We start from the raw sequence: 21,373 nt of genomic DNA on the forward strand, positions 1-21,373 counted from the left end.
CCCGATACGGGGAAAACCCTTGTCACCCCGTGCGGGGACCCGCGAGAGGGCAGGGCGCGACGCAGACTGGGCATGCGTACAGCGCACGGCCGCACCCGGCCGCGCGGCAGGACGCAGAGCGGAAGGAGACAGCACATGAGCCGCCCCACCGACAGCGACGGCAGCACGCGCGACGACCAGGGGGGCAACGCCGGGTACGGGAAGAAGCCCTTCAAGCGGTCCACCAGTCATTTCGCCGACCGCATCACCGCCGACGGGAGGGACGGCTGGCCGGTGGAGGCGGGCCGCTACCGCCTGGTGGTGAGCCGTGCCTGCCCCTGGGCGAGCCGCGCGCTCGTCTCCCGGCGGCTCCTCGGGCTGGAGAACGCGGTACCGCTCGCCGTCACCGACCCGATCCAGGACGACCGCAGCTGGCGCTTCACCCTCGACCCGGACGACCGCGACCCCGTGCTCGGGATCCGGTTCCTCAGCGAGGCGTACGACGCGCGGGAGAAGGACTACCCGGGCGGCGTCAGCGTGCCGGCGATCGTGGACGTCCCCACCGGCGAGCTCGTCACCAACGACTACCAGCAGATCACCCTGGACTTCGCGACGGAGTGGACGGCGCTGCACCGCCCCGGCGCCCCCGACCTCTACCCCGAGCGGCTCCGCGACGAGATGGACGAGGTGATGGACGGCATCTACCGGAACGTCAACAACGGTGTCTACCGCGCCGGTTTCGCCTCGGAGCAGAAGGACTACGAAGCCGCGTACCGCGATGTGTTCCGGCAGCTCGATCTCGTCTCCGAGCGGCTGTCGGACAGGCGCTACCTCATGGGGGAGACGATCACGGAGGCGGACATCCGGCTGTTCACCACGCTCGTGCGCTTCGACGCGGTCTACCACGGTCACTTCAAGTGCAACCGCTCGAAACTGACCGAGGACCCGGTGCTGTGGGCGTACGTCCGGGACCTCTTCCAGACGCCCGGGTTCGGCGACACCGTCGACTTCGACCACATCAAGCGGCACTACTACCAGGTGCACGAAGGCATCAACCCGACGAAGATCGTGCCGCTGGGACCGGACACGTCGGGATGGCTGACCCCGCACCACCGCGAGGAGCTGGGCGGACGGCCCTTCGGCGACGGCACACCCCCGGGTCCGGTGCCCGCGGAGGAGGAGGTCCCGGCGGCCGGGCGCCCCTGAGCCCTGCCGGTCCGCGGGGGCCCTTGCGCCCCCGTGGGGGCCGAATCCCTGTCGACACCGCCCGCCGTCGCCGGGAACGGACACGACCCGGTACGCCCTCGAACGGTGGATCTGTCACGGCCGTGCCCCATACGTACCGACACCGTGACGAACGCCCCGTGCGCCCCCTATGCGGCGGTACCTTCGCTCTGCGTACCGAAGCCTTGGGGGACACCATGCGCAAGACCCTGTTCGCCGCTGCCGTCACCGCCGCCACCTGCCTCGCCCTGACCGCATGCGAGGGCGGCGCCGAGGCCGGCGGCGACGCCGCCGCGCCGTCCACGACACGAACGCTGCCCACGGCGCCCGCGACACCCGCGTCCGCCACACCCTCACCCGCCGGTGAACCGGGCCCCACGGACGCCGGGCCCGCCGCTCTCGACCTCGGCGAGCCGTCCCGGACCGTGGGCGCCAGGACCGTCGGAATCCTGGAGATCACCCCGTCGTCCGTGGTCTATGCCGACGAAGGCGCCGGCGCGACACCGCAGTCCGGCGTCTTCGCCGTCGTGACGATGAAGGAGAAGTCGCTCAGCGCCAACCCTGCCGCCGAGGAACTGCCGGCCGCCGGCGGTGGCTGGGAGTGGCTGACGCCCGACGGGCGGACGATCCCCGCCGGCAACGGCAACGCCCGCCAGGTCGCCCTCGACGGATACGACAGCTCCGGCCCCCTCGAACCGGGTGCCACGCGGATGGCCGCCAAGGTCTTCGACCTCACTCCCGCGCAGGCCAGGAGCGGCAGGATCGTCTACACGGACGGCGTGCAGGCTTCCTACCGCTGGAAGATGCCGGCCGGCAGCACAGGTCCCGAAGTCGCCGATGTGGAAGGGCAGTTGGCGCCCTGACCGTCCTGGCCCGTTCACCGCGCGGATCATGGAGACTGGACGGAACCGCGACCGTGCGGTGACCGACCTTCGAGGAGCTGCGATGACCTCGCCCGGCGATGGGCTTCATGTGGTGTTCGGCGCCACCGGTGCGATCGGGAGCGCGGTGGTGGCCGAACTGCTGCGCCGGGGACGCCCGGTGCGGGCCGTGAGCCGCGGTGGCCGTGCTCCGGAAGGTGCCGAGGGAGTCGCCGCCGACGCCGCCGACCCGGCCCAGGCCGCTTCGGCGGCCGCCGGGGCAGCGGTCGTCCACCACTGCGCCGCCCCTGCGTACACCCGGTGGCCCGAGCTGTTCCCCGTGCTGACCCGCTCCGTGCTGGCCGCCGCCGAGTCCGCGGGTGCCAAGCTGGTGTTCGCCGACAATCTGTACTCCTACGGACCCGTCGACGGGCCTCTGCGTGAGGACCTCCCGGCCGCGGCGCAGGGCCGCAAGGGGCGGACGCGCACCGCCATGGCGGCCGAACTGCTCGACGCGCACCGCGCGGGCCGGGCTCGGGTCGCGATCGGCCGGGCGTCGGACTACTACGGGCCGCGGGGCACCAACTCCACCGCGGGCGAGACCCTGTTCGGGCGTCTCCTGGCCGGCAGGAAGCCCCAGTGGATCGGCAGTACGGTCCAGCCGCACACGCTGCACTACCTGCCGGACATCGCGCGGGGGCTTGTCACGCTCGCCGACCGCCCCGAGGCAGACGGCCAGGTCTGGCACCTGCCGGCCGACGAAGCGCTGACCGCCCAGCAGTTCACCGATCTCGCCGCCGAGACCGCCGGACGACCCGTGCCGGCCCCGATCGCCGTCGCGGGACCGGCCGTGCTCGCCGTGGGCGGACTGTTCTCACCGATGCTGCGCGAACTGCGGGAGACCGCCTACCAGTTCAGCGCTCCCTTCGTCGTCGACAGCTCGAAGTTCGGCACCGCACTGGGCCCGTTCGAACCCACACCGCACGCGGAGGCGGTGGCCGTGACCGTCGAGTGGTTCCGCTCCCGGTGACGCCCCCGCGAGGTCTCAGGCGCTCCTGCGGGCGGTGACGAGGAGGTACTCCCAGTCCAGCGCGGTGGTCCCGGAGGCGTCCGCGTGGCGCAGGGCGAGGTCGTCGAGGTCACGGTCCAGCGCGGCGACCTTCTCGGCGTCGTCCGCGATGTTCCGGTAGGTGGCGACGGTCGGACCGTAGTTCGCCTTGAAGTACTCACGGAACGCGTCGGGCCTGTCGAAACGGCCGATCCGCACGGTCTGCCGGCGCGCCTCCAGGTCCGTCACCCGGTCGCCGAGGAGTTCGCGGACATGAGCTTCCCGACCCCACAGGGGCGGGGGCTGCGCGCCGGGAGGCGGCTTGGGGGCGTACGGCTTCATCGCCGCGAACATCTGCCCGACGAAGCCCTCCGGGGTCCAGCAGATCAGGCCGATGGTGCCGCCGGTCCGGCAGACCCGGACCAGTTCGTCCGCGGCGGCCTGATGGTGCGGCGCGAACATGACCCCGAGACACGACATCACCGTGTCGAACTCACCGTCGGCGAAGGGCAGCGCCTCGGCGTCGGCCTCCCGCCACTCCACTTCGGCCCCGCGCTCGACAGCGAGTTTGCGCCCGACGTCCAGCAGCTCCGGTGTGAGGTCACTGGCGACCACCTCGGCCCCCGCGAGGGCGGCGGGGATCGCGACGTTGCCGGTACCGGCGGCGATGTCCAGCACCCGCTGCCCGCTCCGTACACCGCACGCCTCGACGAGGGTCGCGCCGAGATCAGGAATGAGCTCCGCCGCCACGGCGGAGTAGTCGCCCAGCGCCCACATCTTCCGGTGTTTCGTCTTCAGCGCGCGGTCGGCCTCGGCGGCCTCGGTGGCTTCGGTGGCTTCGGTCATGACGGCTCTCCTCGGCTCTTGCGCCGGACGGACACTGGCCGGCGCCCTGTATCGAGCGTAGGAAACGAACGGACACCGCCCTAGTACGGAATCTGTACCAGCGGCCCCCGGGACGGAAGCCGTATCCGTCGCCCGCCGTCGGTGGTCGGGTCACCGGACCGGCCGTAGCCTGCCCCTATGGGGTCCTCGTACTACCAGTTCTGCCCCGTCGCCAAGGCGATGGAGCTGCTCGACGAACGCTGGACGCTGCTCGTCGTACGGGAGCTGGTGACCGGCACCGAGCACTTCAACGAGCTGCGTCGCGGGGTGCCGCGGATGTCCCCCACGCTGCTCTCGAAACGGCTTCAGCAGCTGGTGCGCGCCGGGATCGTGGAGCGGCGTGCGGAGGGGCACGAGGTCCGGTACGTCCTGACGCCGGCCGGCGAGGAGCTGCGTCCGGTGATCGAGGCGCTGAGCGTCTGGGGGGTGCGCTGGATCGGGGAGCTCGGCGACAAGGATCTCGACCCGAAACTGTTGCTGTGGGACATGCATCGCCGCGTCGACCACGGAGCCGTACCCGACGGCCGGTCGGTGATCCGGTTCCTGTTCTCGGACGTGCCCCTCCCGGTACGGGACTGGTGGCTGGTGATCACGCCGACCGAGGCGGATGTCTGCGACCGCGACCCGGGGTTCGAGGTGACCGTCACGGTTTCCGCCGCCCTGCGGCGCATGATCGAGATCTGGCGCGGCGACCTGGCCTGGGCCGAGGCCCTGCGCTCGGGCGCGGTCGAGGTACAGGGACCCGAGGCGTTGCGCAGGGCGGTCCCGGTCTGGTTCACCCTGCCGCCGTTCGCGACGGTGCCGCGGGCCTTCTGAGACCTGCGAACCCCCGGCGAACAGCGGCTCGGCCGGCCGTCGCGGGAGCTCCTCGCCTACGGCCCCGGCTTCCAGACGTAGCGGACGTCCGGCTCCCGCTCCTCGTTGCGCGAGCCGTCGGTGCGCTCCACCTCCGTGAAGCCGTGGCGCTCGTAGAACCGCCCCGCGGGCCCGTTGACCTGGAACGTCCACAGCGCCAGCCCGTCGGGGCGCTGTCGCTTGGCCAGCGCGACGAGCCGGTCGCCCAGCCCGCGGCCCCGCCACGACGGATCCAGGTACAGCTGCTCCAGTTCCCCACCGTCGAGCACCAGCAGCCCGGCGACCGAGCCGCCGGCGAGTGCGACCCAGCTCTCGTGGTGGGGAACGACCACGTGCGCGAACCACGCCCGTACCTCGTCGTCGCTGTGTGCCCGCCGCACCGTGGGAAGGGCCGCGGAGAAGGAGCGCAGCCAGGTGCGGGCCATCTCATCCGCGTCCGCGTCTTCCGCGCGCCGCAGGAGCAGGTCGTCGCTGTTCATGGAGGGAGACTCTTCCACAGACGGGCGGACACCCCGGGTGCGAGCATGGGATCAGGGCAGCGGCCGACGCGAGACCGGCGGGGAACCGGCCGCCTGCCCGGTGGACGACCAGTGGGCTCACTGCGGAAGGAAAGGCCATGGGGGACTCCCGACCGACCTCCGAATTCCACGCGGGGAACATCTCCGCGTCGAGCGTCGAACGGCTCGTCGCCGCCCTGGACGCGCAGGAGGGCACCCCCGGAGTGCGCCGCCTGCGTGCCTGGGCGCATCGCGGGCTGGACGCTCGGCCCGGGGAGCGGGTGCTCGACATCGGCACGGGCACCGGATCGGAGGTGCGGGCGCTCGCCGCGGCGGTTTCGCCCGGCGGCGACGCGCTGGGCGTGGAGCCGAACCCCGGTCTGCGTGCGGTCGCCGAGCAGCGAACCGCCGAAGCGGGCAGCACCGCCCGCTTCGCCGAGGGCGACGCACTGGCGCTGCCCCTCGATGACGCCTCGGTCGACCTGGTGTGGTGCGAGCGGGTGTTCCAGCACCTCGACGAGCCGCAGAAGGCGGCCGGGGAGATCGCACGCGTCCTGAGGCCCGGCGGCCGCGTCGCCCTCCTCGACACCGACTGGGCGACCGCCATCCTGCACCCCGGCGAACCCGAGGTGGTGAAGGCTTTGAGCGCCGCCGCGCTCGCCGCCGCGGCCAACCCCTACGCGGGGCGCAGGCTCGTCGGTCAGCTGCGGGCCGAGGGGTTCGAGATCGACGACGTGGGCTCTCAGGCCCTCATCCAGGACAGGCTGGAGACCGTGGAGCCGCTGATCAGGATGCTGGGGGAAACGGCTGTACGCAGTGGGCTGATCACCGAGCCCCAGCGGGACCGGCTGTACGAGGAGCTGACGGCGGCCGGCGAGCACGGTGCCCTCCACCTGTCCGTGACCATGTTCGGCGTGATCGCCCACCGCCCGGACTGACCGGAGTGGGCCGAACCGCGGATGCTTCCTCCCCGACACACATCGACCGGGCGACCGGGGGTAGGCACTCCGTGACGCATAGGTGATCAGTTGGAGGAGACATGGCCGGAATCCTGGACCGCATCAAGTCGTTCGCCCGCAGTCCCAAGGGACGCCGGATGATCGAGCAGGGCCGGAGGGCCGCCGCCGACCCGCGCAAGCGCGCCCAGGCGAAGGAGACGCTGCGGAAGTTCCGGTCGCGCTGACCGCGCCCGGAATGCTTCAGCGGAGCCTTCTGCACAGCAGGGCGTCAGGCGTCCTCGACGAGCCGACGCGGCCGGTGTACGCGACCCCGGCCGCGTACTCGTCGTCCGCGCACTGCCCCTTGTAGCGCCCCTGCGCGAAGTCCCCGCCCTTCGGGGCCGCGGGACGGTTGTCGCCGCGGTCGAACCACACGGTCCGGCCGCCGCCACCGGGCGCCGCGTCGGAGGCTGCGCACAGAACGGCGGAGACCGCTGCCCCACGGACGCTGTAACCGATGAGCAGATGGCGGGGCGGGCACTCCAGCTTGGTGTACCCGGGGGCCCAGTCGCCCGTGCCGACGTACCGCTCGTCGCGCACCACCTCATGTCCGGCACCCGGGGCCCACGGGTCGCGTGCGCCGGCGTCCGTGCACAGCCCCCGGTTGCCGGTGTGCCCGAGGCCGGCGAGCCGCTGACCGTCGGGGCAGACCGCCTTGCGCGCGCCGGAGTCCCAGTCGGGCAGGGCGCGCATTCGTAGGGACTGGACGAAGTCCCCGTGGTCGGGACTGAGCATCGACCAGCGGTCGACCGGGGCCACCTGGCCACTGCGCCCGTCGGCGGCGATCAGCCGGCTCCAGGCACCGGCACGCCAGTCGTCACCGTCGAACACCCCGATCCGCCCGCCGGCCGCGTCCCAGTGCAGCAGCGCCCAGCCGTTGCCCTTCCGGTTCTCGTGCCATCCGACGAGCGGCCAGTACGCGAAGTCGGCGTTGGTCTGGACGAGGAAGTCGACGAAGTTCTCGAACCACGCCCGCTGCTTCTCACCGTGCTCGTCCCGGCCGCCGACGCCGAACTCGCTGATCCACACCGGGGCGGTGAAGTGACGGTCCCCTTCGCCGCTCACATAGAACGCCTGTCGGCGCAGTACGTCGTGGAGTTCGGCGCGGGTGAAGTCCCGGTAGCGGTTGTCCGAGGTCTCACCGGTCCCGGTCGCGCCGCTGTGGCGGGGGCCCGTGTAGTCGTAGAAGTGCGCGGAGTAGACGAGTTTGCCGGACCTGACCAGGGTGTGCGAGAGCCGCTGGACGGGCTCGAGGGTGGGGCGCTCGTGCGGCAGGCCGTCGACGGGGATGCCGGTCCAGTTGATGCCCTCGACGACGATCAACAGGTCCGGGTTGGCCTCCTGGAGGATGCGGTCGCCGAGCCGCTGCGTCGCCGCGAACCAGTCGTGGCGGTCACCGAGGCCCCAGTTGGGGTCGTCCCACACCGAGCGGCGCACCTCGTTGTAGAGGTCGGCGCCCACGACGCGCGGGTTGGCGCGGTAGCGCCGTGCCATGAAGAGCCAGTCGTTCTCCCACGTCGCGTCGCTCTGGCTCGCGTTCCACCGCTCGTTGCCGTCGACGCCGCAGCACCAGCGTGTGGTGTTGGTGTGGTTGTTGAGGACGACCGCGAAGCCGGCGCCGGTGAGTGCCTCGACGGCCGCGTCGTACACCTGGAGCGGGGTCCTGCCGCGCAGCGACGGGTTGGCGGCCACCGACGCGTCCGCGACCGGACGGGTGTCGCGCAGCATCTCGTTGGAGAACGGCAACCGCACGCTGTTGAGGCCGAGTTCACGAAAGCCCTCGACGATCGAGGCCATGGAGGCGCGGTCCAGGCCCAGCGGCATACGGTCGGACTTCTCGCCCGCGTGGTTGTCCGCGGCGTTGTCCGGGCTTCCCGACCCGGCCCAGGTCCCGCTCGCGCCGTGCCAGTTGCCCGACTTCAGCTTGAACCGGGTGCCGTCCGCGTCGACGATGTAGCGGCCGCGGGTGCTCAGCGGAGGGGTCCAGGCCGCCTGCCGCACGGCCGGCTTCGCAGCGGCCTCGGGGCGGGGCGATTCGACCGCTTGGGCCGGCAGCACGGCGGAGCCCGCCAGTAGGACGAGCACGGCGGCGGGCACCAACCTGATCAGGGACCTGTTCACGACCATCCAATTCGACGAACACCGGCCACGGGCACCCCGGTTGGCGGTTGACATGACTGCGCCATGATGGCGGGGCGAGGAAGCCGTGAACAGAGTTGCTCCGGACACATTCGCGGCCGCCGAGGCTGACTGAGCACCGCCATAATGCTCGGCATGGCCGCCGTCTCCCCGTCTTCCGACGCCTCTTCGCTCCCCGCCTCCGTCTCGTCGCCCGGTACGCCGCCGTCCCGCACCCGGGTCGTCGTCATCGGTGCGGGTCCCGCCGGGCTCACCGTCGCCAACATCCTGCGGGCCGCATCCGTGGACTGCGTGGTGCTGGAGACGGAGAGCAGAGAGTTCATCGAGCAACGGCCCCGTGCCGGCTTCCTCGAGGAATGGGCCGTGCGGGCTCTCCAACGGCGTGGTCTGGCCGACCGGTTGCTCCAGAACACCGAGATGCACGGCGAGTTCGAGTTCCGCTTCGCGGGGGAGCGGCATCGCTTCCCGTACGCCGAGATGACCGGCAACCGCCACTTCGTCTATCCGCAGCCGCTGTTGGTCACCGACCTCGTCCGCAGATATGCCGACGAGCTGCGTGGCGAGATCCACTTCGGTGTACGGGACGTGGAACTGCACGCCATCGACACGGACCGGCCCGAGGTCTCCTACACCGACCCGGACACCGGCGAGCGCCGGCGCATCGCGTGCGAGGCCGTGGCAGGCTGCGACGGGGCGAGGGGAGTGACCCGCGCGAGCATGCCCCCGGAGCACGCGGTCGTGGCGCGGCACGACTACGGCGTGGGCTGGCTCGCCCTCCTCGCCGAGGCGCCCCCGTCCAACGACTGTGTCGTCTTCGGCGTCCACAGCCGCGGCTTCGCCGCGCACATGGCCCGCAGCCCCCAGGTCACCCGCTACTACCTCGAATGCCCGCCCGGCGACGACCCGGAGAACTGGCCGCACGACCGCGTGTGGTCCGAGCTCCGGGCGCGGCTGTCGGCGGACGGCGCCCGGCCGCTCGCCGAGGGCCCGCTGATCGAGAAGCGCGTGCTGGACATGCACAACTACGTCGTGGAGCCGATGTCGTACGGCCGGCTGTATCTGGCGGGCGACGCGGCCCACCTCGCGGCGCCGATCGCCGCGAAGGGCATGAACCTGGCGCTGCACGACGCGCTGCTGCTCGGCGACGCGCTGGTCGCCCACTGCGCGAAGGGCGACGACGGCGGGCTGCGCGGCTACTCGGCGGCCTGTCTGCGGCAGGTGTGGCAGTACCAGGAGTTCTCGCAGTGGCTCGCGGAGGTGATGCACGGGGCGTCGTCGGGCGACCCGTTCCGCGCGGCGTCCGCGACGGCCCGGCTGCGGCGGATCTTCGAGTCGCCCGCGGCGGCGGCCGCCTTCGCCGAGCTCTACATCGGCAAGGACATCGACGGTGGGGGACACCCGGGCACGGCGTGAGCGGGGCCGGGGCCGTGCCACTGCGGCGCGGTGCGGTGCGGTGCGGTGCGAGTGTGGCCGGCTGCCGTCCGCCGGACCGCGGATGACGGGTGACGCTCCCCGGGCGCGATGGAGCTGGACCATGAGTGCTGCCCGGTACGGGCGTCCCGCCGGTCCGTGCATCGCCGCCGCGGACCGCCGTGCCGGCCGGATCGGGTGGGCGCTGGATCTCCTCGGTCCGGGACCGCCGACCGGTGCGGGCGATCGGATGTGGTCCGGAAGTCGGCGTGCTGCTCGTGTGCGAACGGCTGAGGGCCGGGCGGGCTGGGGCCGTGGCGCTCGCGCTCACGGCCGACCGCAACGCCCCGCACAAGGCCGGCGGCCGCCTGTGACTATGCCGTACGGAACGGGTGGCCCTGGGGGCCCGGACGGCTCCTCGCCACCGCCCTTCGCCGTCGACGTCCATCCGTTCCGGGCCCTCACCCCGGAACAGTGTGCTGCGGGCCGGGCGGACCGCAGTCGGCCGAGCGCGTGACCGCGCCGGCGGCCGACACGATGCGAGTGAACGGATACACCGTTGTGCGGGTCCGCTCCGGCACCGCCCGTATCGCGGACTCCGGCCGGGCGCCGGGCGCCGGGCGCCGGGCGCGGGATCACCCTGACGTCTGCAGCGCGGGCGCGTCGGCGGTGACCGGAGCGCCTGCAGTGACCGAAGTGCCGGCAGCGAGAGAAGTGCCGGCGGCGGCCGGTGGGACGTGCGGTGCGACGGCCGGGGCCGCCTCCGGCCTGCGGCCCGCCAGCCGGCATCCGACACACCCCGGGTGCCCGTACCGGACGGTGGTGTCGCGGGTGCGCCAGCTCCGTCGTCCGGGGGGCCGGGGCCCACTGGGCTTGCCCCACCCCGCGAGGTGCAGCAGCCAGGTGGTGAGCACGGCGAGCACGACGACGGCTCCCCCCAGACCGAGGCCCCAGGGCGAGCCGGCGGCGAGCCCCGCGCCGAGCACGGCGGTGCCCGCGGTGGCCATCGCGGTGCCGGTCCAGCCGGCCACCGTGTGGCCCATGTCGTGATCGCCGTGCGCACTCATCTCTGGCTCCTCACCGGTGGTGTGATAGATCAGCGACCTGGGCACACCTCATACCCAGGAATGTCTTACGAGCTAAGTAACTTAGATGCTAAGGGGATATCCGGTGGAGGGCAAGGCGCGCCCGGAGGCGACGGCCGCAGAGGCGCAGTACGCGATGGACCGCATGATCGCGCTGGCGCAGTTCGGCCAGCAGGACATCGCAGGGCGGCTCGGACTCAACGTCACCGACCTCACCTGCCTCGGTTTCGTCATCGAGGCCGGTCTGGCGGGGGAGTCGCTCGCCGCGGGCGACCTGGCCGAGCGGGCCCGGCTGACCACGGGCGCGGTGACGGGTGTGCTCAACCGTCTGGAGAAGGCCGGCTATGTGCGCCGCCAGGCCGATCCGGGGGACCGCCGCCGGGTGCGCGTGGTGATGGAGGAGTCGGCCCAGGCCCGCATCCTCGAGGTCTACGGCCCGTTCTACGAGCGCATCGCCGCGCTCTTCGCCGACTACTCGCCGGACGAGGTGGCGGTGCTGGCCGACTGGTTCACGCGGGCCACGGACGCGATGCAGGTCTCACTGGAGGAGACGCGGCGCGGGGGACCCGCGCCCGGCGAGCGAAAGGTGCCGTAGTCCGGCGGCCGAACGATCCGTGAGTGGCCCGGAACCCGACGATGCGAAGTCGGGGGCGGCGGACCGGGCCTGCCGGCGGCGCTCGCGGTCCCGGACCCGCGCGAGGTGGGCGTCATCGGCGCGGACCTCACCGGCGTCGCGCGGGCTTCACTGCAGGGGCAGCGTCGCCCAGACCGTCTTGCCCTTCGGCGGGGTCAGGGACCACGACCATGTGTCGCAGAGCGCGCTGATGAGGTGCAGGCCCCGGCCGCCGAGGGCGCATTCGTCCGCGCTGCGGGGCCGTGGTGCGGTGGAGCTCGGGTCGGTGACCGCGCACACGAGGTCACCGGGCTGCCGGAAGATGCCGAGCCAGACCGGGTAGTCGCCGTCCTCGGGCGATGCCGGGTCCAGTGCGTGCTGCACCGCGTTGGTGACGAGTTCGCTGACGACCAGCTCGGCGTCGGGGACAAGCTGCGGAAGCGCCCATCCGGTGAGGGTCGTGGCGACGAACTGCCGTGCCTGCGAAGCGTTCTGCAACTGACCGTCGAGTCCGCACGCGGCGAATCCGGTCCGGCTCATGCTCTGGTTCCAGGCCCACTGGGGTTCGCCCGCGGGGATCGTCGCGGGCAGTGGTTCCGCGCCAGGCTCCGCACCGCAGAACCGGCTTCCGTGCCTGGTGCTCGTGCTCGATGAGGCTGACACGTGAGTTGTCACTGGTCATGTCCCCCTGGAGGAAGTGGACTTCGGCGCTGCGCCGGCCGCCGTGGAGCGAGTATGGTCGAGCGCCACCCAAGAATGCAATTGCATCTGGGATTGCAATGGTTGGGTGTCGGTGCGAACGAACGTACGAAAATGAAAGGGCTGTTGCAGTGGAGTCTTTCTTCAACGGCATGCGCGCGACCGGGCTGAGCTCCGTGGCGTGGACCAAGAGCAGTCACAGCAACGCGACCGGGAACTGCGTTGAGCTGGCAGAGCTCCCTGGGGGGCGTGTGGCGATGCGCAACTCCCGTGACCCACAGGGGCCCGTGTTGATCTATACGCGTGATGAGATCGCTGCGTTCGTGGCGGGCGCCCGAGGCGGAGACTTCGACTTCTTCATCGGCTGAAAATCGCTCCAAGTGCGACGTATTCCGAGCCATGAACGCCTCGTTGGTGGATACTGGGCGTCTTCCCCGCGTCCGCAGGAGCGCCCAATGGCTGCAGCCGATCCGAATGCGTCGTTGTTCGTACGACCGCTAGGGGCGGTGGAGAAGAACCCGACGGCGCTGAAGCTCATCGTCGGCGGCAAGTTGCGCGAACTGCGCGTCGCCGCCGGACTGGATCCCGCCGATGTCGACAGCAAGCTGGGTTTCTCGCAGTCGAAAACCAGCCGCATCGAGCTCGGCCGGCACGGCTGCAAGCAGGTCGACGCTCTGGCCCTGCTGCATCTGTACGGGGTGGACGGCGAGGAGCGCGTCGCCGAGTTCCTCCGGCTGGTCGACCAGTCCCGCCGGCCCGACTGGTGGCGGTCGTTCAGCGATGTCCTCTCCGACTTCTTCACGCCGCTGGTCGCGCTCGAAGGCGCGGCCGAACGTATCCGTACCTACGAACCGTTCTACGTACCCGGTCTGTTGCAGACGCCGGAATACACCCGTGCCGTGATCCAGGCCGGCCCCGGACATCTGCTCGAGCACGAGGTGACGCGGCGCGTGGAGCTGCGCCAGGAACGGCAGCGTCAGCTGGACCAGCCGGACGCGCCGCGGCTCTGGGCCGTCATCGACGAGTCCGTCCTGCTGCGGGTCGTCGGCGGCCCTGACGTGATGCGCGCACAGCTGGAGCATCTGCTCGCCATGATGGAGCGCCCTCGTGTCACGCTGCAGATCGCGCCGCTGGACGTGACGGCCGCGGTCGGCGTCGGGACCGGAGTGACCTATCTGCGCTTCGCGCTCGGCGACCTGAAGGACGCCGTGTACATCGAGCACCTCACCGACTCGACGTTCACCCAGAAGCCCCAGGGCGTCGAGCAGTACCGGAACATGCTCGACCGGCTGGGCGCGTGCGCCCTCACGCCCGCGCAGTCGATCGCGGCGCTGCGTGAGCGCATGCGGACTCTCTGACGGCCCGCTGACGAAGCGCGCCCGGCGTCGCCTGGGGTCCGCACAACACGACCGGCACGAGAACGGCCCCGGCACACGCGCCGTAGCGCGCGGCCGGGGCCGCTTCCTTGTCGTAGGAGTCAGCCGAGGCGTGCCACGCCGCCCCACTCGATCCACTCGTCGGTGAGCTGCGTGGGCGCCAGATCGGTGTCCGGCCGCCAGGTCGACACCTCCACCAGACCGGGCTCGAGGATCTGGAGGCCGTTGAAGTACTGCGTGACCTCGTGCTCCTCGCGGACCCTGCCCCAGTTGCCACCGGTGGCCTCGGCCATGAAGTCGGTGACGAACTTCCTGATCTCCGGCCGGTCGCTGACCAGTTGGCAGATGACGAGGAAGCTGCCGGGCACCAGGCGGTCCGCCACTCGCCGGATCAACGCCGCCGGGTCGTCCTCGTCCGGGATGCAGTGCATGACGGAGACGAAGAGGGCCGCCACGGGTTGACTGAAATCGATCAGCCGCGTGGTCTCCGGGTGCCCGAGGATGTGGTCCGTCTCGCGCATGTCTGCCTGGATGACAGCGGTGTTGTCGTTCTCGTCCAGCAGTGCCCTGCCATGAGCCAGAACGATCGGATCGCTGTCTACATAGACCACTTTGGACGCCGGGTCGACGGCCTGGGCGACCTGGTGGACATTGTCCTGGGTGGGCAGGCCTGAGCCGTGGTCGATGAACTGGCGGATGCCGTACTCGCCGGCCAGCAGACGGACGACGCGCTGAAGGAACCTGCGGTTGTTGACCGCCAGCACCTTGGTGCTGGGCACCTGCTTGAGCAGCTGCTCGCAGGCGTCACGGTCCGACTGGTAGTTGTCGCTGCCCCCCAGGAAGTAGTCGTACATGCGTGCCACGCTGGGCACCGTCGTGTCGATGGCGTCCGGGCGCCACGACTCCTCTCGCATCCAGTTCTCACCCGCGTCAGTAGAAATCAGGACCTGTTGGGCGCTCATGCTAAGGAGCGAGGAGCCCTCCGGATAGGCCAAGGGAGAGGGAACAGGCGCACGTGATGCCTTTTCAGCCATCTCTGGCTCAGGGGCAGTTGAACACCCCCGTTCCCGCGCGGAGTTCAGGCCACGGTGTGGATCACCCTGTCGACGACAGCCGCGCAGGCCGCAGCGCTGTTACGGGAGTGACGGGAATGTCCGGTTGCGGCCGGATCGTAATGCTCAAGTTCTGCTCAGATCTGCTGACGGTGGCCGAACTCCGTCCATACCCTCCTCCCAGCGGACACGGGGGCCCTGCGACGGCGCGCCTCGTGCTCCCGCCGTCGCATCTGCTCTATCCGGACATGAGGGATTCTTGATCATGAAGGTCCGCAAGTCTGCCGCCACCGCGGTGATCGCTGTACTCGCGCTGACGGCGACCGCCTGCAGCAGCGGCGAGTCCGGCACGTCCGACGACGACGTCATCACCGGCGGTTCGGGCGGCAAGGATCAGCCCCGGCTGCCCACCTACCCGGTGGCCACGTCCGTCGACCTGGACTCCCCGACGCTCAAGAAGGCCCAGAAGGCCGGCAAGATCGTCATCGGTGCCAAGAACGACCTCCCCTTCCTCGGCTTCGAGGACAAGGACGGCACACGCTCCGGGTTCGACGCCGAGGTGGCCAAGATGGTGGCCGCCGATCTCGGCTTCTCGCCCGCCCAGATCGAGTTCAAGACGGTCGAGTCCAGCGTGCGCGAGAGTGCCATCGCGCAGGGGGACGTCGATCTGTACGTGGGCACGTACACGATCAACGACAGGCGCAAGAAGCAGGTCGGCTTCGCCGGCCCGTATTTCGTGGCCGGCGCCGACCTCCTGGTCCGCAAGAACGACAAGTCCATCGCCGGACCGTTCTCCCTGCAGGGCAAGACCGTCTGCTCCATCAAGGGCTCGACGTCGCTCCAGGAGATCAAGAAGCCGGACTACGGGACCAAGACCCTGGAGCTCGCCAAGTACTCCGCGTGCGTCCAGCAGTTGCTCGACAAGAAGGTCGATGCCGTCACCACCGACGACGCCATCCTCATGGGGTTCGCCGCCCAGCGGCCGTCCAAACTGAAGGTCGTCGGCAGGCCGTTCACCAAGGAGCCTTACGGCATCGGCATGGACAAGAGCGACAAGGTCCTGCGCGACGCGGTGTCCGACGCCCTGGAGGCGCACGACACGAACGGCGACCTCATGGAGGCGTACGACGCGACGCTCGGGCTGTCCGGCTCCGGCTGGATCGGCCCGCCGATGCTCGAACGCTACTGAGGAACGGGCGGGCGGACTCCGGACGCCGCGGCAGCGGTGACCGGATCGGTCCGCCCGTGGACCTCGTCGGCCCTGTTCGGCTCCTGTCCGGGCAGGTCAGACTGACGGCATGACCCGAGCGCTGATTGTCATCGATGTCCAGGAATCCTTCCGTGCCCGCCCGCAGTGGAAGACCATCTCGGACCCGGACGTGGCCCGTAAGGCGGACCGTCTCGTCCAGGCGGCACGCCGTGCGGGCGACCTCGTGGTGTGGGTGCTGCACTGCGAACCGGGCACCGGCGGTGTGTTCGACCCCGTGCTCGGCCATGTGCGGCTGATGGAGGAACTGCGGCCCCTGGACACGGAGCCGCTCATCCGCAAGACCTCGCACAACGCCTTCACCAGCACCAATCTGCAGCAGACCCTCACCCGGCACGGGGTCGGTGAGGTCATCGTCTGCGGGATCCGCACGGAGCAGTGCGTGGAGACGACCGCGCGGGTCGCGAGCGACCTCGGCTACGGCGTCACCTTCGTCGTCGACGCGACCGCCACCAACCCGATCGCGCACCCCGATGCCCCCGACGACCGGAGCATCGACGACCTCCTGTCCGACCCCCGCACCCTGAGCGCCGAGGAGGTCATCCGGCGCACCGCGTACGTCCTCGCCGGACGGTTCGCCACCATCACCACGGTCGCCGAGGTGGAGGCCGCACTCCCGCACACCGCACTCCCGGACACCGCCACGGGATCATGAGCCGGGTCGTCTTCCTGCTCCTGCCCGGCGTGCATCTGCTGGACCTGGCCGGACCCGCGCAGGTCTTCTTCACCGCCGCGGACTTCGGCCACCCCTACACGCTCGGTTATGTGGCGGAGCAGACCGATGTGGCCTCCGCCCAGGGGCTGCCGCTGCGGGCCTCCCTCGACTGGCCCGGACTCGGGCCGGAGGATCTGGTGGTGGTCCCGGGATGGCGGGCGCGCACGCTCGCCGACAGCCCGGTCCTCGGGCCGGCCTCCCTGAGGGCGCTGCGGGAGCACCACGCCCGAGGCGGCACGGTCGCCGGCGTCTGCTCGGGCGCGGAGGCACTCGGCCAGGCGGGACTGCTGGACGGCCGCCGCTGTACGACGCACCACGAGGTGCAGGACGAACTGGCCCGTCGCCATCCGCGCTCGCACCTCGTACGCGACGTCCTGTTCACGGCCGACGACCGGGTGGTCACCTCTGCCGGTATCGCCAGCGGCATCGATCTGTCGCTCTATCTGATCGCCACCCGGCACGGCCCCGCCGCGGCCGCCCAGGTGGCCCGGAGCATGGTCGTCTACTCCCGGCGCAACGGCGACGAGCCGCAGACCAGCGTCATGCTCCGGCACCGCTCGCACCTCAGTGACACGGTCCACCGCGCTCAGGACCTCATCGACGCGCAGTTCGACAAGCCCCTGCGCCTGCCCGACCTCGCCGCGGCCGTCGGCGTCAGCGAGCGCACCCTCACCCGTTCCTTCACGCGTGTCACCGGAGGTCTCACCCCGCTGCGCTATCAGCAGACCCTCCGGCTGGAGCGTGCGGAACACCTCATCGGACAGGGGGCGACGGTCCATGCCGCCGCTCGTTCGGTGGGCTTGCAGGATGCGCGGACGCTGCGCCGGATGCGCGCCCGCGCTCAGTGATCCGGCGGAGACGGCGGCACACGATCGTGCTGGTCGCGGGCGATTCACCGGACGCGACGGCCGGGCGAACAGCCTAGGCGAATTCACCCGATATGGCGGAGAAAGTCCCTCCAGCGCGAGGAACGCGTGAAGTGGGGGGACACATCAGCAGACGCTCGGCGGCTCCCGACCGTGGCGTCAGGCTGTCCGAAGCGGGCGCCTGCGCCAGGGGCCGCCTCCCCGCTTCTGTACAGGAGATCTCTTCATGGCTCTCATCAAGACCGCTGCAGTCGCCGCCGGTGTCTGCGCCCTCGTGCTCGGCGGCGCCGGCTTCGCGACCGCGGACAGCGACGCCGACGGCATCGCGGCGAACTCGCCCGGCTTCCTGTCCGGCAACGTCGTCCAGGTGCCGATCAACGCGCAGCTCAACCTCTGCGGCAACACGGTCAACGTCATCGGCCTGCTCAACCCGGCGGCCGGCAACCTCTGCTTCAACGACTGACGAAGCAGTGATCGGTGTGGCCCCCGGACCGTCGTCCGGGGGCCACATCCCTGTCGGCCCCGTGTCAGCCGGTCACGTCCCGCGCCGTGAACACCCACGTGCCGTGCGGAACGCGATGGACCACATGACCGGACTCGGTCCGGTCGTAGGAGGCACCTTCCGGCGCCGTGACGGCAGAGCGGCCCGCGGCCGGCACATGGACCTCGGCCTGCGAACCGACCGGCACCTCCACCGTGAGGCGAAGTTCCCGGCCCGAACGCTGCCAGCCCGCCGACACCCGCCCCCTGACGGTGCGGATCGCGGTGCGGGCCCAGGTGACACCCGCCCTCGCGTCGGGACGGACGGTGAAGGTGCGGTATCCGGCATCGCCCGGACGCAGGCCGGCCACGTTCTCGTGGAGCCACTGCACGACGGTTCCCTGGAAGTAGTGGTCACGCGAGCGTGAGTCGAGCGGCCACATCTCCCACATGGTGTCGGCGCCGTGCTCGAACCAGTGACCCCAGCCGGGATAGGTCTTCTGCGTGGCGATGGCGTGGGCCACGTCCGCGTGGCCCTCGGCCGTCAGCGCGGGCAGCAGCACACTGGTCCCGAGCGCGCCGGTGTTGAGATGGCTGCCCCGGGCGGCGATGTCGTCGATCAGGCTCCGGGTCACCGAGGCGCGTGCGGACTCCGGCACGAGCCCGAACGCCAGGGGTATCGCGTTGCTGGTCTGCCGGTATCCCGGGTCCTTGGCGGTGCGGTAGTGACCCGACACCGGGTCGAGGAACGCCGCGTTGAAGGCGCTCCTGAGCCGCTCGGCGCTCTCCCGGTAGCGCTCGGCCGTCGCCGCTTCGCCGATGACGTCGCCCATCTCGGCGGTGTGCAGAAGTGCACGGCGGAGATAGGCCGTGGCGGTCAGACGGGTGTCCTCGGGGGGATTGCCCCCGTAGCCCGGAGGCAGGTAGTCGCCCAGGGCGGTGACCGCGAGACCGTCCTTGAGCCGGCTGATCTCCCAGTCCAGATAGCGGGTGAGCGCCGGCCAGTGCTGCCTGGCGATCCGGTCGTCCCCGTACACCCGGTACATCTCCCGGACCACGAAGGGATAGACGGTGGTCCATTCCGGCGAGGGGCCCAGATCGCCGTAGCCCCAGCCACCGCTCGGCACGATGACGGGCAGCTGGCCGTCCGTGTTCTGGCTGTCCGCCAGGTCGTCGAGCCACTTCGACAGGAAGCGGTGGACTCCGAAGGCGTAGGCCATCACGGGGGCGCCGAGCTGGGCGTCACCGGTCCAGCCGTTCTTCTCGTACATCGGGGTGTCGGTCGGGATGCCGTGCAGATTGTTGAGGACCGTGCGGCGCATCGCCTTGTCGAGCCGCTCGTAGAAGGGCTCGGAGCAGCGGAACTCGCTCACCTCGTCGACCCTGGTGTGCACCACACGGCCGAGCACCTCGTCGGGCTCCGGTCGCCGCGGCAGTCCGCTGATCTGGACGTAACGGAAGCCCTTGTAGGAGAACCTGGGCTCCCAGGTCTCCCTGCCGCTGCCCGCACACACGTACTCGTCCGTCTGGAACCGCCCGGGCACATGGCCGGTCTCGGCGTGCACGCTGCCGTCGGCCTTCAGCTTCTCGCCGTGGATCAGGCGAACCGTGGTCCCGGCGGGGGCGGTTACGGTGAGCCGGGTCCAGCCGGCGAGCGTGCGCCCCATGTCGACGACGTGGACGCCGGGGCTCAGCTCGGTGACGGCGGTGGGCCGGATCGTCTCGATGATCTCGATCGGGTCGTGGGGCTGGGCCCTGAGCGTGCCCTTCGGCGCCTCCTGGACACCGGCGGCGGACCAGCCGCCGTCGTCGAAGCCCGGCCTGGTCCAGGCGCGTGGTGCGCGGCGCGCGTCGTAGGTCTCGCCCGCGTAGAGGGAGTTGGAGAGGGTCGGGCCCTGCGTGATCCGCCAGTCGGGGCCGGTCGCCACGGTCGTGCGGGAGCCGTCGGGGTGGTCGACCTCCAGCTGCGCCAGCAGCCGGGGCTCGCCGTGCCAGGGCGGGCGGTGCCAGTTCCAGACGTTCGGGGTGGTCATGCCGTAGAAGCCGCGGCCGAGGGTGACACCGATGGCGTTGGCGCCGCGCTCCAGGTGGCCGGTGACGTCGTGGACGGCGTACAGCACGGTCTCGTCGTAGTCGGTGAAGCCGGGGTCGAGCACCTGCCGGCCCACACGCCGCCCGTTGATCTCCGCGTCGTAGTAGGCGAGTCCGGAGATGTGCAGCCGGGCGCGGGCGACCGGCTTGCGCAGGGTGAACTCCCGGCGCAGCAGTGGCGCGGGCAGTTCGGGGACGGCGACGGTGACGCCCGTGCCCCAGGGGCCCTGGCCGTACGGGGCGAGGACCACGGCCGGCGCCCAGCCGCTGTCGTCGTGATCGGGCCGCTGCCAGCCGTCCTGTTCGGAGTCCTCGGCCCGCCAGCCGTTGCCGGTCACGAGCTGATGGCGGTGGCCGTCGGCGGTCTCGACCTCCAGACGGACCAGGAGGCCGCCGGGGTTGATGACAACGTTGCCGCGATTGGTGGCCACCGCGGCCAGCACGATGCGGCCGCCCGAGGCCCGCACCTGCTCGGTGACGTCGGCGCTTCGGCCGGTACGCCAGCCGTCGGTCTGCTCGGGGGCGTGCAGCACCTGCTGTCCGCCGAGGTGGAGGGTGAAGTCGTCGTCGGCGGTGGCCACCACGGTCGCCCGGGACACCTCGGCTCCGGCGGGCAGTTCCAGCGCGGCACGGAACCAGCGGGGTCCGGCCGGGGCGTCGGTGGAGGTCGCGCCGGCCGACCAGATCCAGGAGGCGCCGTCGAAGCCGGGCGCCTCGGGCGCCGCCTCCGCGCCGATCCAGCGGGCGCGCCAGCCGTCGGCGGGCAGAGCGGTCTCCCACCAGCGGACGGCGCTCCACGAGGAGGCGCGGCCCTGTTCGTCCCAGACGCGCACCTGCCAGTGGTAGCGGGTGCGGGGCCGCAACTCCGGTCCCGCATAGGGGACGTTGACCGACCGGGCGGAGGCGACGCGGCCCGAGTCCCACAGCGGACGGCGGCTCAGGTCACGGGCGTCAACGGCGACGCGCACCTGGTACGCGCTCTGAGCGGCGCCCCGGCCGCCCGCGGCCAGCTCCCAACCGAGGTGCGGGACGGCGGTGTCGGTGCCGAGGAGTTCCTCCGCATACTCGACGGTCGTCCGCTCGACGCGCAGCCGGCCCGCGCCGGGGCCGGGTCCCGGCGGCCGTGGCGCACCGGATGCGGTGCCCATGGTGCCTGCCGCGGCGCCGGCCGCTGCCGTCACGACGGCCGCGCGCAGGAATACCCGGCGGTTCCAGTTTCTGCTCATGACTCGTC

The 21,373-nt window shown here is 71.3% G+C and carries 21 protein-coding genes; 14 read left to right on the forward strand and 7 right to left on the reverse strand.

What is annotated here, in order from left to right:
- Positions 1-135: 135 nt before the first annotated feature.
- The 3 genes from OHA05_RS33430 (at position 136) to OHA05_RS33440 (ending at position 3,093) form a co-directional block, all read left to right on the forward strand.
- Positions 136-1,185, forward strand: a complete 1,050-nt coding sequence (locus tag OHA05_RS33430) for a glutathione S-transferase family protein (protein WP_328862615.1) — start codon at positions 136-138, stop codon at positions 1,183-1,185.
- A gap of 215 nt (positions 1,186-1,400) precedes the next feature.
- Positions 1,401-2,066 carry a hypothetical protein gene (locus OHA05_RS33435; protein WP_328862616.1) on the forward strand — a complete coding sequence of 222 codons (666 nt, stop codon included), beginning with the start codon at positions 1,401-1,403 and terminating at the stop codon, positions 2,064-2,066.
- 82 nt (positions 2,067-2,148) lie between these two features.
- Positions 2,149-3,093 (forward strand): NAD-dependent epimerase/dehydratase family protein, encoded by a 945-nt coding sequence (locus tag OHA05_RS33440; protein ID WP_328862617.1) that lies wholly within the window; start codon positions 2,149-2,151, stop codon positions 3,091-3,093.
- Between the two features lie 15 nt (positions 3,094-3,108).
- Here OHA05_RS33440 and OHA05_RS33445 read toward each other — a convergent pair whose 3' ends face one another.
- Positions 3,109-3,957 carry a class I SAM-dependent methyltransferase gene (locus tag OHA05_RS33445; RefSeq protein ID WP_328862618.1) on the reverse strand — a complete coding sequence of 283 codons (849 nt, stop codon included), beginning with the start codon at positions 3,955-3,957 and terminating at the stop codon, positions 3,109-3,111.
- 177 nt (positions 3,958-4,134) lie between these two features.
- Between OHA05_RS33445 and OHA05_RS33450 the strand changes: the two genes are divergently transcribed.
- On the forward strand, positions 4,135-4,812 hold the full coding sequence (locus OHA05_RS33450; protein WP_328862619.1) for a winged helix-turn-helix transcriptional regulator: 678 nt from the start codon (positions 4,135-4,137) through the stop codon (positions 4,810-4,812).
- A 56-nt stretch (positions 4,813-4,868) separates the two neighbouring features.
- Here OHA05_RS33450 and OHA05_RS33455 read toward each other — a convergent pair whose 3' ends face one another.
- A complete protein-coding gene (locus tag OHA05_RS33455) occupies positions 4,869-5,330 on the reverse strand; it encodes a GNAT family N-acetyltransferase (protein ID WP_313942500.1) in 462 nt (153 codons plus the stop codon).
- A 137-nt stretch (positions 5,331-5,467) separates the two neighbouring features.
- Between OHA05_RS33455 and OHA05_RS33460 the strand changes: the two genes are divergently transcribed.
- Positions 5,468-6,286 (forward strand): methyltransferase domain-containing protein, encoded by an 819-nt coding sequence (locus OHA05_RS33460; RefSeq protein ID WP_313942499.1) that lies wholly within the window; start codon positions 5,468-5,470, stop codon positions 6,284-6,286.
- A 101-nt stretch (positions 6,287-6,387) separates the two neighbouring features.
- Positions 6,388-6,531, forward strand: a complete 144-nt coding sequence (locus OHA05_RS33465) for a hypothetical protein (protein ID WP_313942498.1) — start codon at positions 6,388-6,390, stop codon at positions 6,529-6,531.
- 16 nt (positions 6,532-6,547) lie between these two features.
- Here OHA05_RS33465 and OHA05_RS33470 read toward each other — a convergent pair whose 3' ends face one another.
- A complete protein-coding gene (locus OHA05_RS33470) occupies positions 6,548-8,473 on the reverse strand; it encodes a glycoside hydrolase family 5 protein (protein WP_443043807.1) in 1,926 nt (641 codons plus the stop codon).
- A 147-nt stretch (positions 8,474-8,620) separates the two neighbouring features.
- On the opposite strand from OHA05_RS33470, the gene OHA05_RS33475 reads away from it, so the two are divergent.
- Positions 8,621-9,898 (forward strand): 4-hydroxybenzoate 3-monooxygenase, encoded by a 1,278-nt coding sequence (locus OHA05_RS33475; protein WP_328862621.1) that lies wholly within the window; start codon positions 8,621-8,623, stop codon positions 9,896-9,898.
- 632 nt (positions 9,899-10,530) lie between these two features.
- On the opposite strand, the gene OHA05_RS33480 is transcribed toward OHA05_RS33475, so the two are convergent.
- Entirely contained in the window at positions 10,531-10,962 is a 432-nt protein-coding gene (locus tag OHA05_RS33480) for an HGxxPAAW family protein (protein WP_313942494.1), read from the reverse strand.
- A gap of 103 nt (positions 10,963-11,065) precedes the next feature.
- Here OHA05_RS33480 and OHA05_RS33485 point away from each other — a divergent pair, with 103 nt between their 5' ends.
- Positions 11,066-11,575 carry a MarR family transcriptional regulator gene (locus tag OHA05_RS33485; RefSeq protein ID WP_313942493.1) on the forward strand — a complete coding sequence of 170 codons (510 nt, stop codon included), beginning with the start codon at positions 11,066-11,068 and terminating at the stop codon, positions 11,573-11,575.
- Between the two features lie 147 nt (positions 11,576-11,722).
- Here the strand turns inward: OHA05_RS33485 and OHA05_RS33490 are convergent, their stop codons facing one another.
- Positions 11,723-12,133, reverse strand: coding sequence for an ATP-binding protein (locus OHA05_RS33490; protein WP_313942492.1), 411 nt, complete (start codon positions 12,131-12,133; stop codon positions 11,723-11,725).
- Between the two features lie 311 nt (positions 12,134-12,444).
- Between OHA05_RS33490 and OHA05_RS33495 the strand changes: the two genes are divergently transcribed.
- Positions 12,445-12,660 (forward strand): DUF397 domain-containing protein, encoded by a 216-nt coding sequence (locus tag OHA05_RS33495; RefSeq protein ID WP_313948765.1) that lies wholly within the window; start codon positions 12,445-12,447, stop codon positions 12,658-12,660.
- A gap of 87 nt (positions 12,661-12,747) precedes the next feature.
- Complete coding sequence (locus tag OHA05_RS33500) at positions 12,748-13,650, forward strand: helix-turn-helix domain-containing protein (RefSeq protein ID WP_313942491.1); 903 nt, start codon at positions 12,748-12,750, stop codon at positions 13,648-13,650.
- Positions 13,651-13,769: 119 nt separating this feature from the next.
- Here the strand turns inward: OHA05_RS33500 and OHA05_RS33505 are convergent, their stop codons facing one another.
- Entirely contained in the window at positions 13,770-14,582 is an 813-nt protein-coding gene (locus OHA05_RS33505; protein WP_313948764.1) for an SAM-dependent methyltransferase, read from the reverse strand.
- A gap of 403 nt (positions 14,583-14,985) precedes the next feature.
- Between OHA05_RS33505 and OHA05_RS33510 the strand changes: the two genes are divergently transcribed.
- The 4 genes from OHA05_RS33510 to OHA05_RS33525 all read left to right on the forward strand — a co-directional run bounded on the left by OHA05_RS33510 (position 14,986) and on the right by OHA05_RS33525 (position 18,031).
- Positions 14,986-15,909, forward strand: coding sequence for a glutamate ABC transporter substrate-binding protein (locus tag OHA05_RS33510; RefSeq protein ID WP_328862622.1), 924 nt, complete (start codon positions 14,986-14,988; stop codon positions 15,907-15,909).
- A gap of 109 nt (positions 15,910-16,018) precedes the next feature.
- Positions 16,019-16,642, forward strand: coding sequence for an isochorismatase family protein (locus OHA05_RS33515; protein ID WP_313942489.1), 624 nt, complete (start codon positions 16,019-16,021; stop codon positions 16,640-16,642).
- The gene (locus tag OHA05_RS33520; protein WP_327677457.1) at positions 16,639-17,550 is read left to right on the forward strand and encodes a GlxA family transcriptional regulator; all 912 of its coding nucleotides are present in this window, start codon (positions 16,639-16,641) and stop codon (positions 17,548-17,550) included. Before OHA05_RS33515 ends, OHA05_RS33520 begins: the two co-directional genes overlap by 4 nt.
- Positions 17,551-17,794: 244 nt before the next feature.
- Positions 17,795-18,031: a chaplin gene (locus OHA05_RS33525; RefSeq protein WP_313942487.1), complete on the forward strand. Its 237-nt coding sequence runs from the start codon at positions 17,795-17,797 to the stop codon at positions 18,029-18,031.
- A 64-nt stretch (positions 18,032-18,095) separates the two neighbouring features.
- Here the strand turns inward: OHA05_RS33525 and OHA05_RS33530 are convergent, their stop codons facing one another.
- A complete protein-coding gene (locus OHA05_RS33530) occupies positions 18,096-21,365 on the reverse strand; it encodes a family 78 glycoside hydrolase catalytic domain (RefSeq protein ID WP_328862623.1) in 3,270 nt (1,089 codons plus the stop codon).
- Between the last annotated feature and the right edge of the window lie 8 nt (positions 21,366-21,373).

The organism is Streptomyces sp. NBC_00306 (genome assembly GCF_036169555.1).
GTDB lineage: Bacteria > Actinomycetota > Actinomycetes > Streptomycetales > Streptomycetaceae > Streptomyces > Streptomyces achmelvichensis.

Excerpts from the sequence above, each read along its gene's own strand:
- OHA05_RS33430 (WP_328862615.1), top strand. The coding sequence starts at position 136 with ATGAGCCGCCCCACCGACAGCGACGGCAGCACGCGCGACGACCAGGGG.
- OHA05_RS33435 (WP_328862616.1), top strand. The coding sequence starts at position 1,401 with ATGCGCAAGACCCTGTTCGCCGCTGCCGTCACCGCCGCCACCTGCCTC.
- OHA05_RS33440 (WP_328862617.1), top strand. The coding sequence starts at position 2,149 with ATGACCTCGCCCGGCGATGGGCTTCATGTGGTGTTCGGCGCCACCGGT.
- OHA05_RS33445 (WP_328862618.1), bottom strand. The coding sequence starts at position 3,957 with ATGACCGAAGCCACCGAAGCCACCGAGGCCGCCGAGGCCGACCGCGCG.
- OHA05_RS33450 (WP_328862619.1), top strand. The coding sequence starts at position 4,135 with ATGGGGTCCTCGTACTACCAGTTCTGCCCCGTCGCCAAGGCGATGGAG.
- OHA05_RS33455 (WP_313942500.1), bottom strand. The coding sequence starts at position 5,330 with ATGAACAGCGACGACCTGCTCCTGCGGCGCGCGGAAGACGCGGACGCG.
- OHA05_RS33460 (WP_313942499.1), top strand. The coding sequence starts at position 5,468 with ATGGGGGACTCCCGACCGACCTCCGAATTCCACGCGGGGAACATCTCC.
- OHA05_RS33465 (WP_313942498.1), top strand. The coding sequence starts at position 6,388 with ATGGCCGGAATCCTGGACCGCATCAAGTCGTTCGCCCGCAGTCCCAAG.
- OHA05_RS33470 (WP_443043807.1), bottom strand. The coding sequence starts at position 8,473 with ATGGTCGTGAACAGGTCCCTGATCAGGTTGGTGCCCGCCGCCGTGCTC.
- OHA05_RS33475 (WP_328862621.1), top strand. The coding sequence starts at position 8,621 with ATGGCCGCCGTCTCCCCGTCTTCCGACGCCTCTTCGCTCCCCGCCTCC.
- OHA05_RS33480 (WP_313942494.1), bottom strand. The coding sequence starts at position 10,962 with ATGAGTGCGCACGGCGATCACGACATGGGCCACACGGTGGCCGGCTGG.
- OHA05_RS33490 (WP_313942492.1), bottom strand. The coding sequence starts at position 12,133 with ATGAGCCGGACCGGATTCGCCGCGTGCGGACTCGACGGTCAGTTGCAG.
- OHA05_RS33495 (WP_313948765.1), top strand. The coding sequence starts at position 12,445 with ATGCGCGCGACCGGGCTGAGCTCCGTGGCGTGGACCAAGAGCAGTCAC.
- OHA05_RS33500 (WP_313942491.1), top strand. The coding sequence starts at position 12,748 with ATGGCTGCAGCCGATCCGAATGCGTCGTTGTTCGTACGACCGCTAGGG.
- OHA05_RS33505 (WP_313948764.1), bottom strand. The coding sequence starts at position 14,582 with ATGCGAGAGGAGTCGTGGCGCCCGGACGCCATCGACACGACGGTGCCC.
- OHA05_RS33510 (WP_328862622.1), top strand. The coding sequence starts at position 14,986 with ATGAAGGTCCGCAAGTCTGCCGCCACCGCGGTGATCGCTGTACTCGCG.
- OHA05_RS33515 (WP_313942489.1), top strand. The coding sequence starts at position 16,019 with ATGACCCGAGCGCTGATTGTCATCGATGTCCAGGAATCCTTCCGTGCC.
- OHA05_RS33520 (WP_327677457.1), top strand. The coding sequence starts at position 16,639 with ATGAGCCGGGTCGTCTTCCTGCTCCTGCCCGGCGTGCATCTGCTGGAC.
- OHA05_RS33525 (WP_313942487.1), top strand. The coding sequence starts at position 17,795 with ATGGCTCTCATCAAGACCGCTGCAGTCGCCGCCGGTGTCTGCGCCCTC.
- OHA05_RS33530 (WP_328862623.1), bottom strand. The coding sequence starts at position 21,365 with ATGAGCAGAAACTGGAACCGCCGGGTATTCCTGCGCGCGGCCGTCGTG.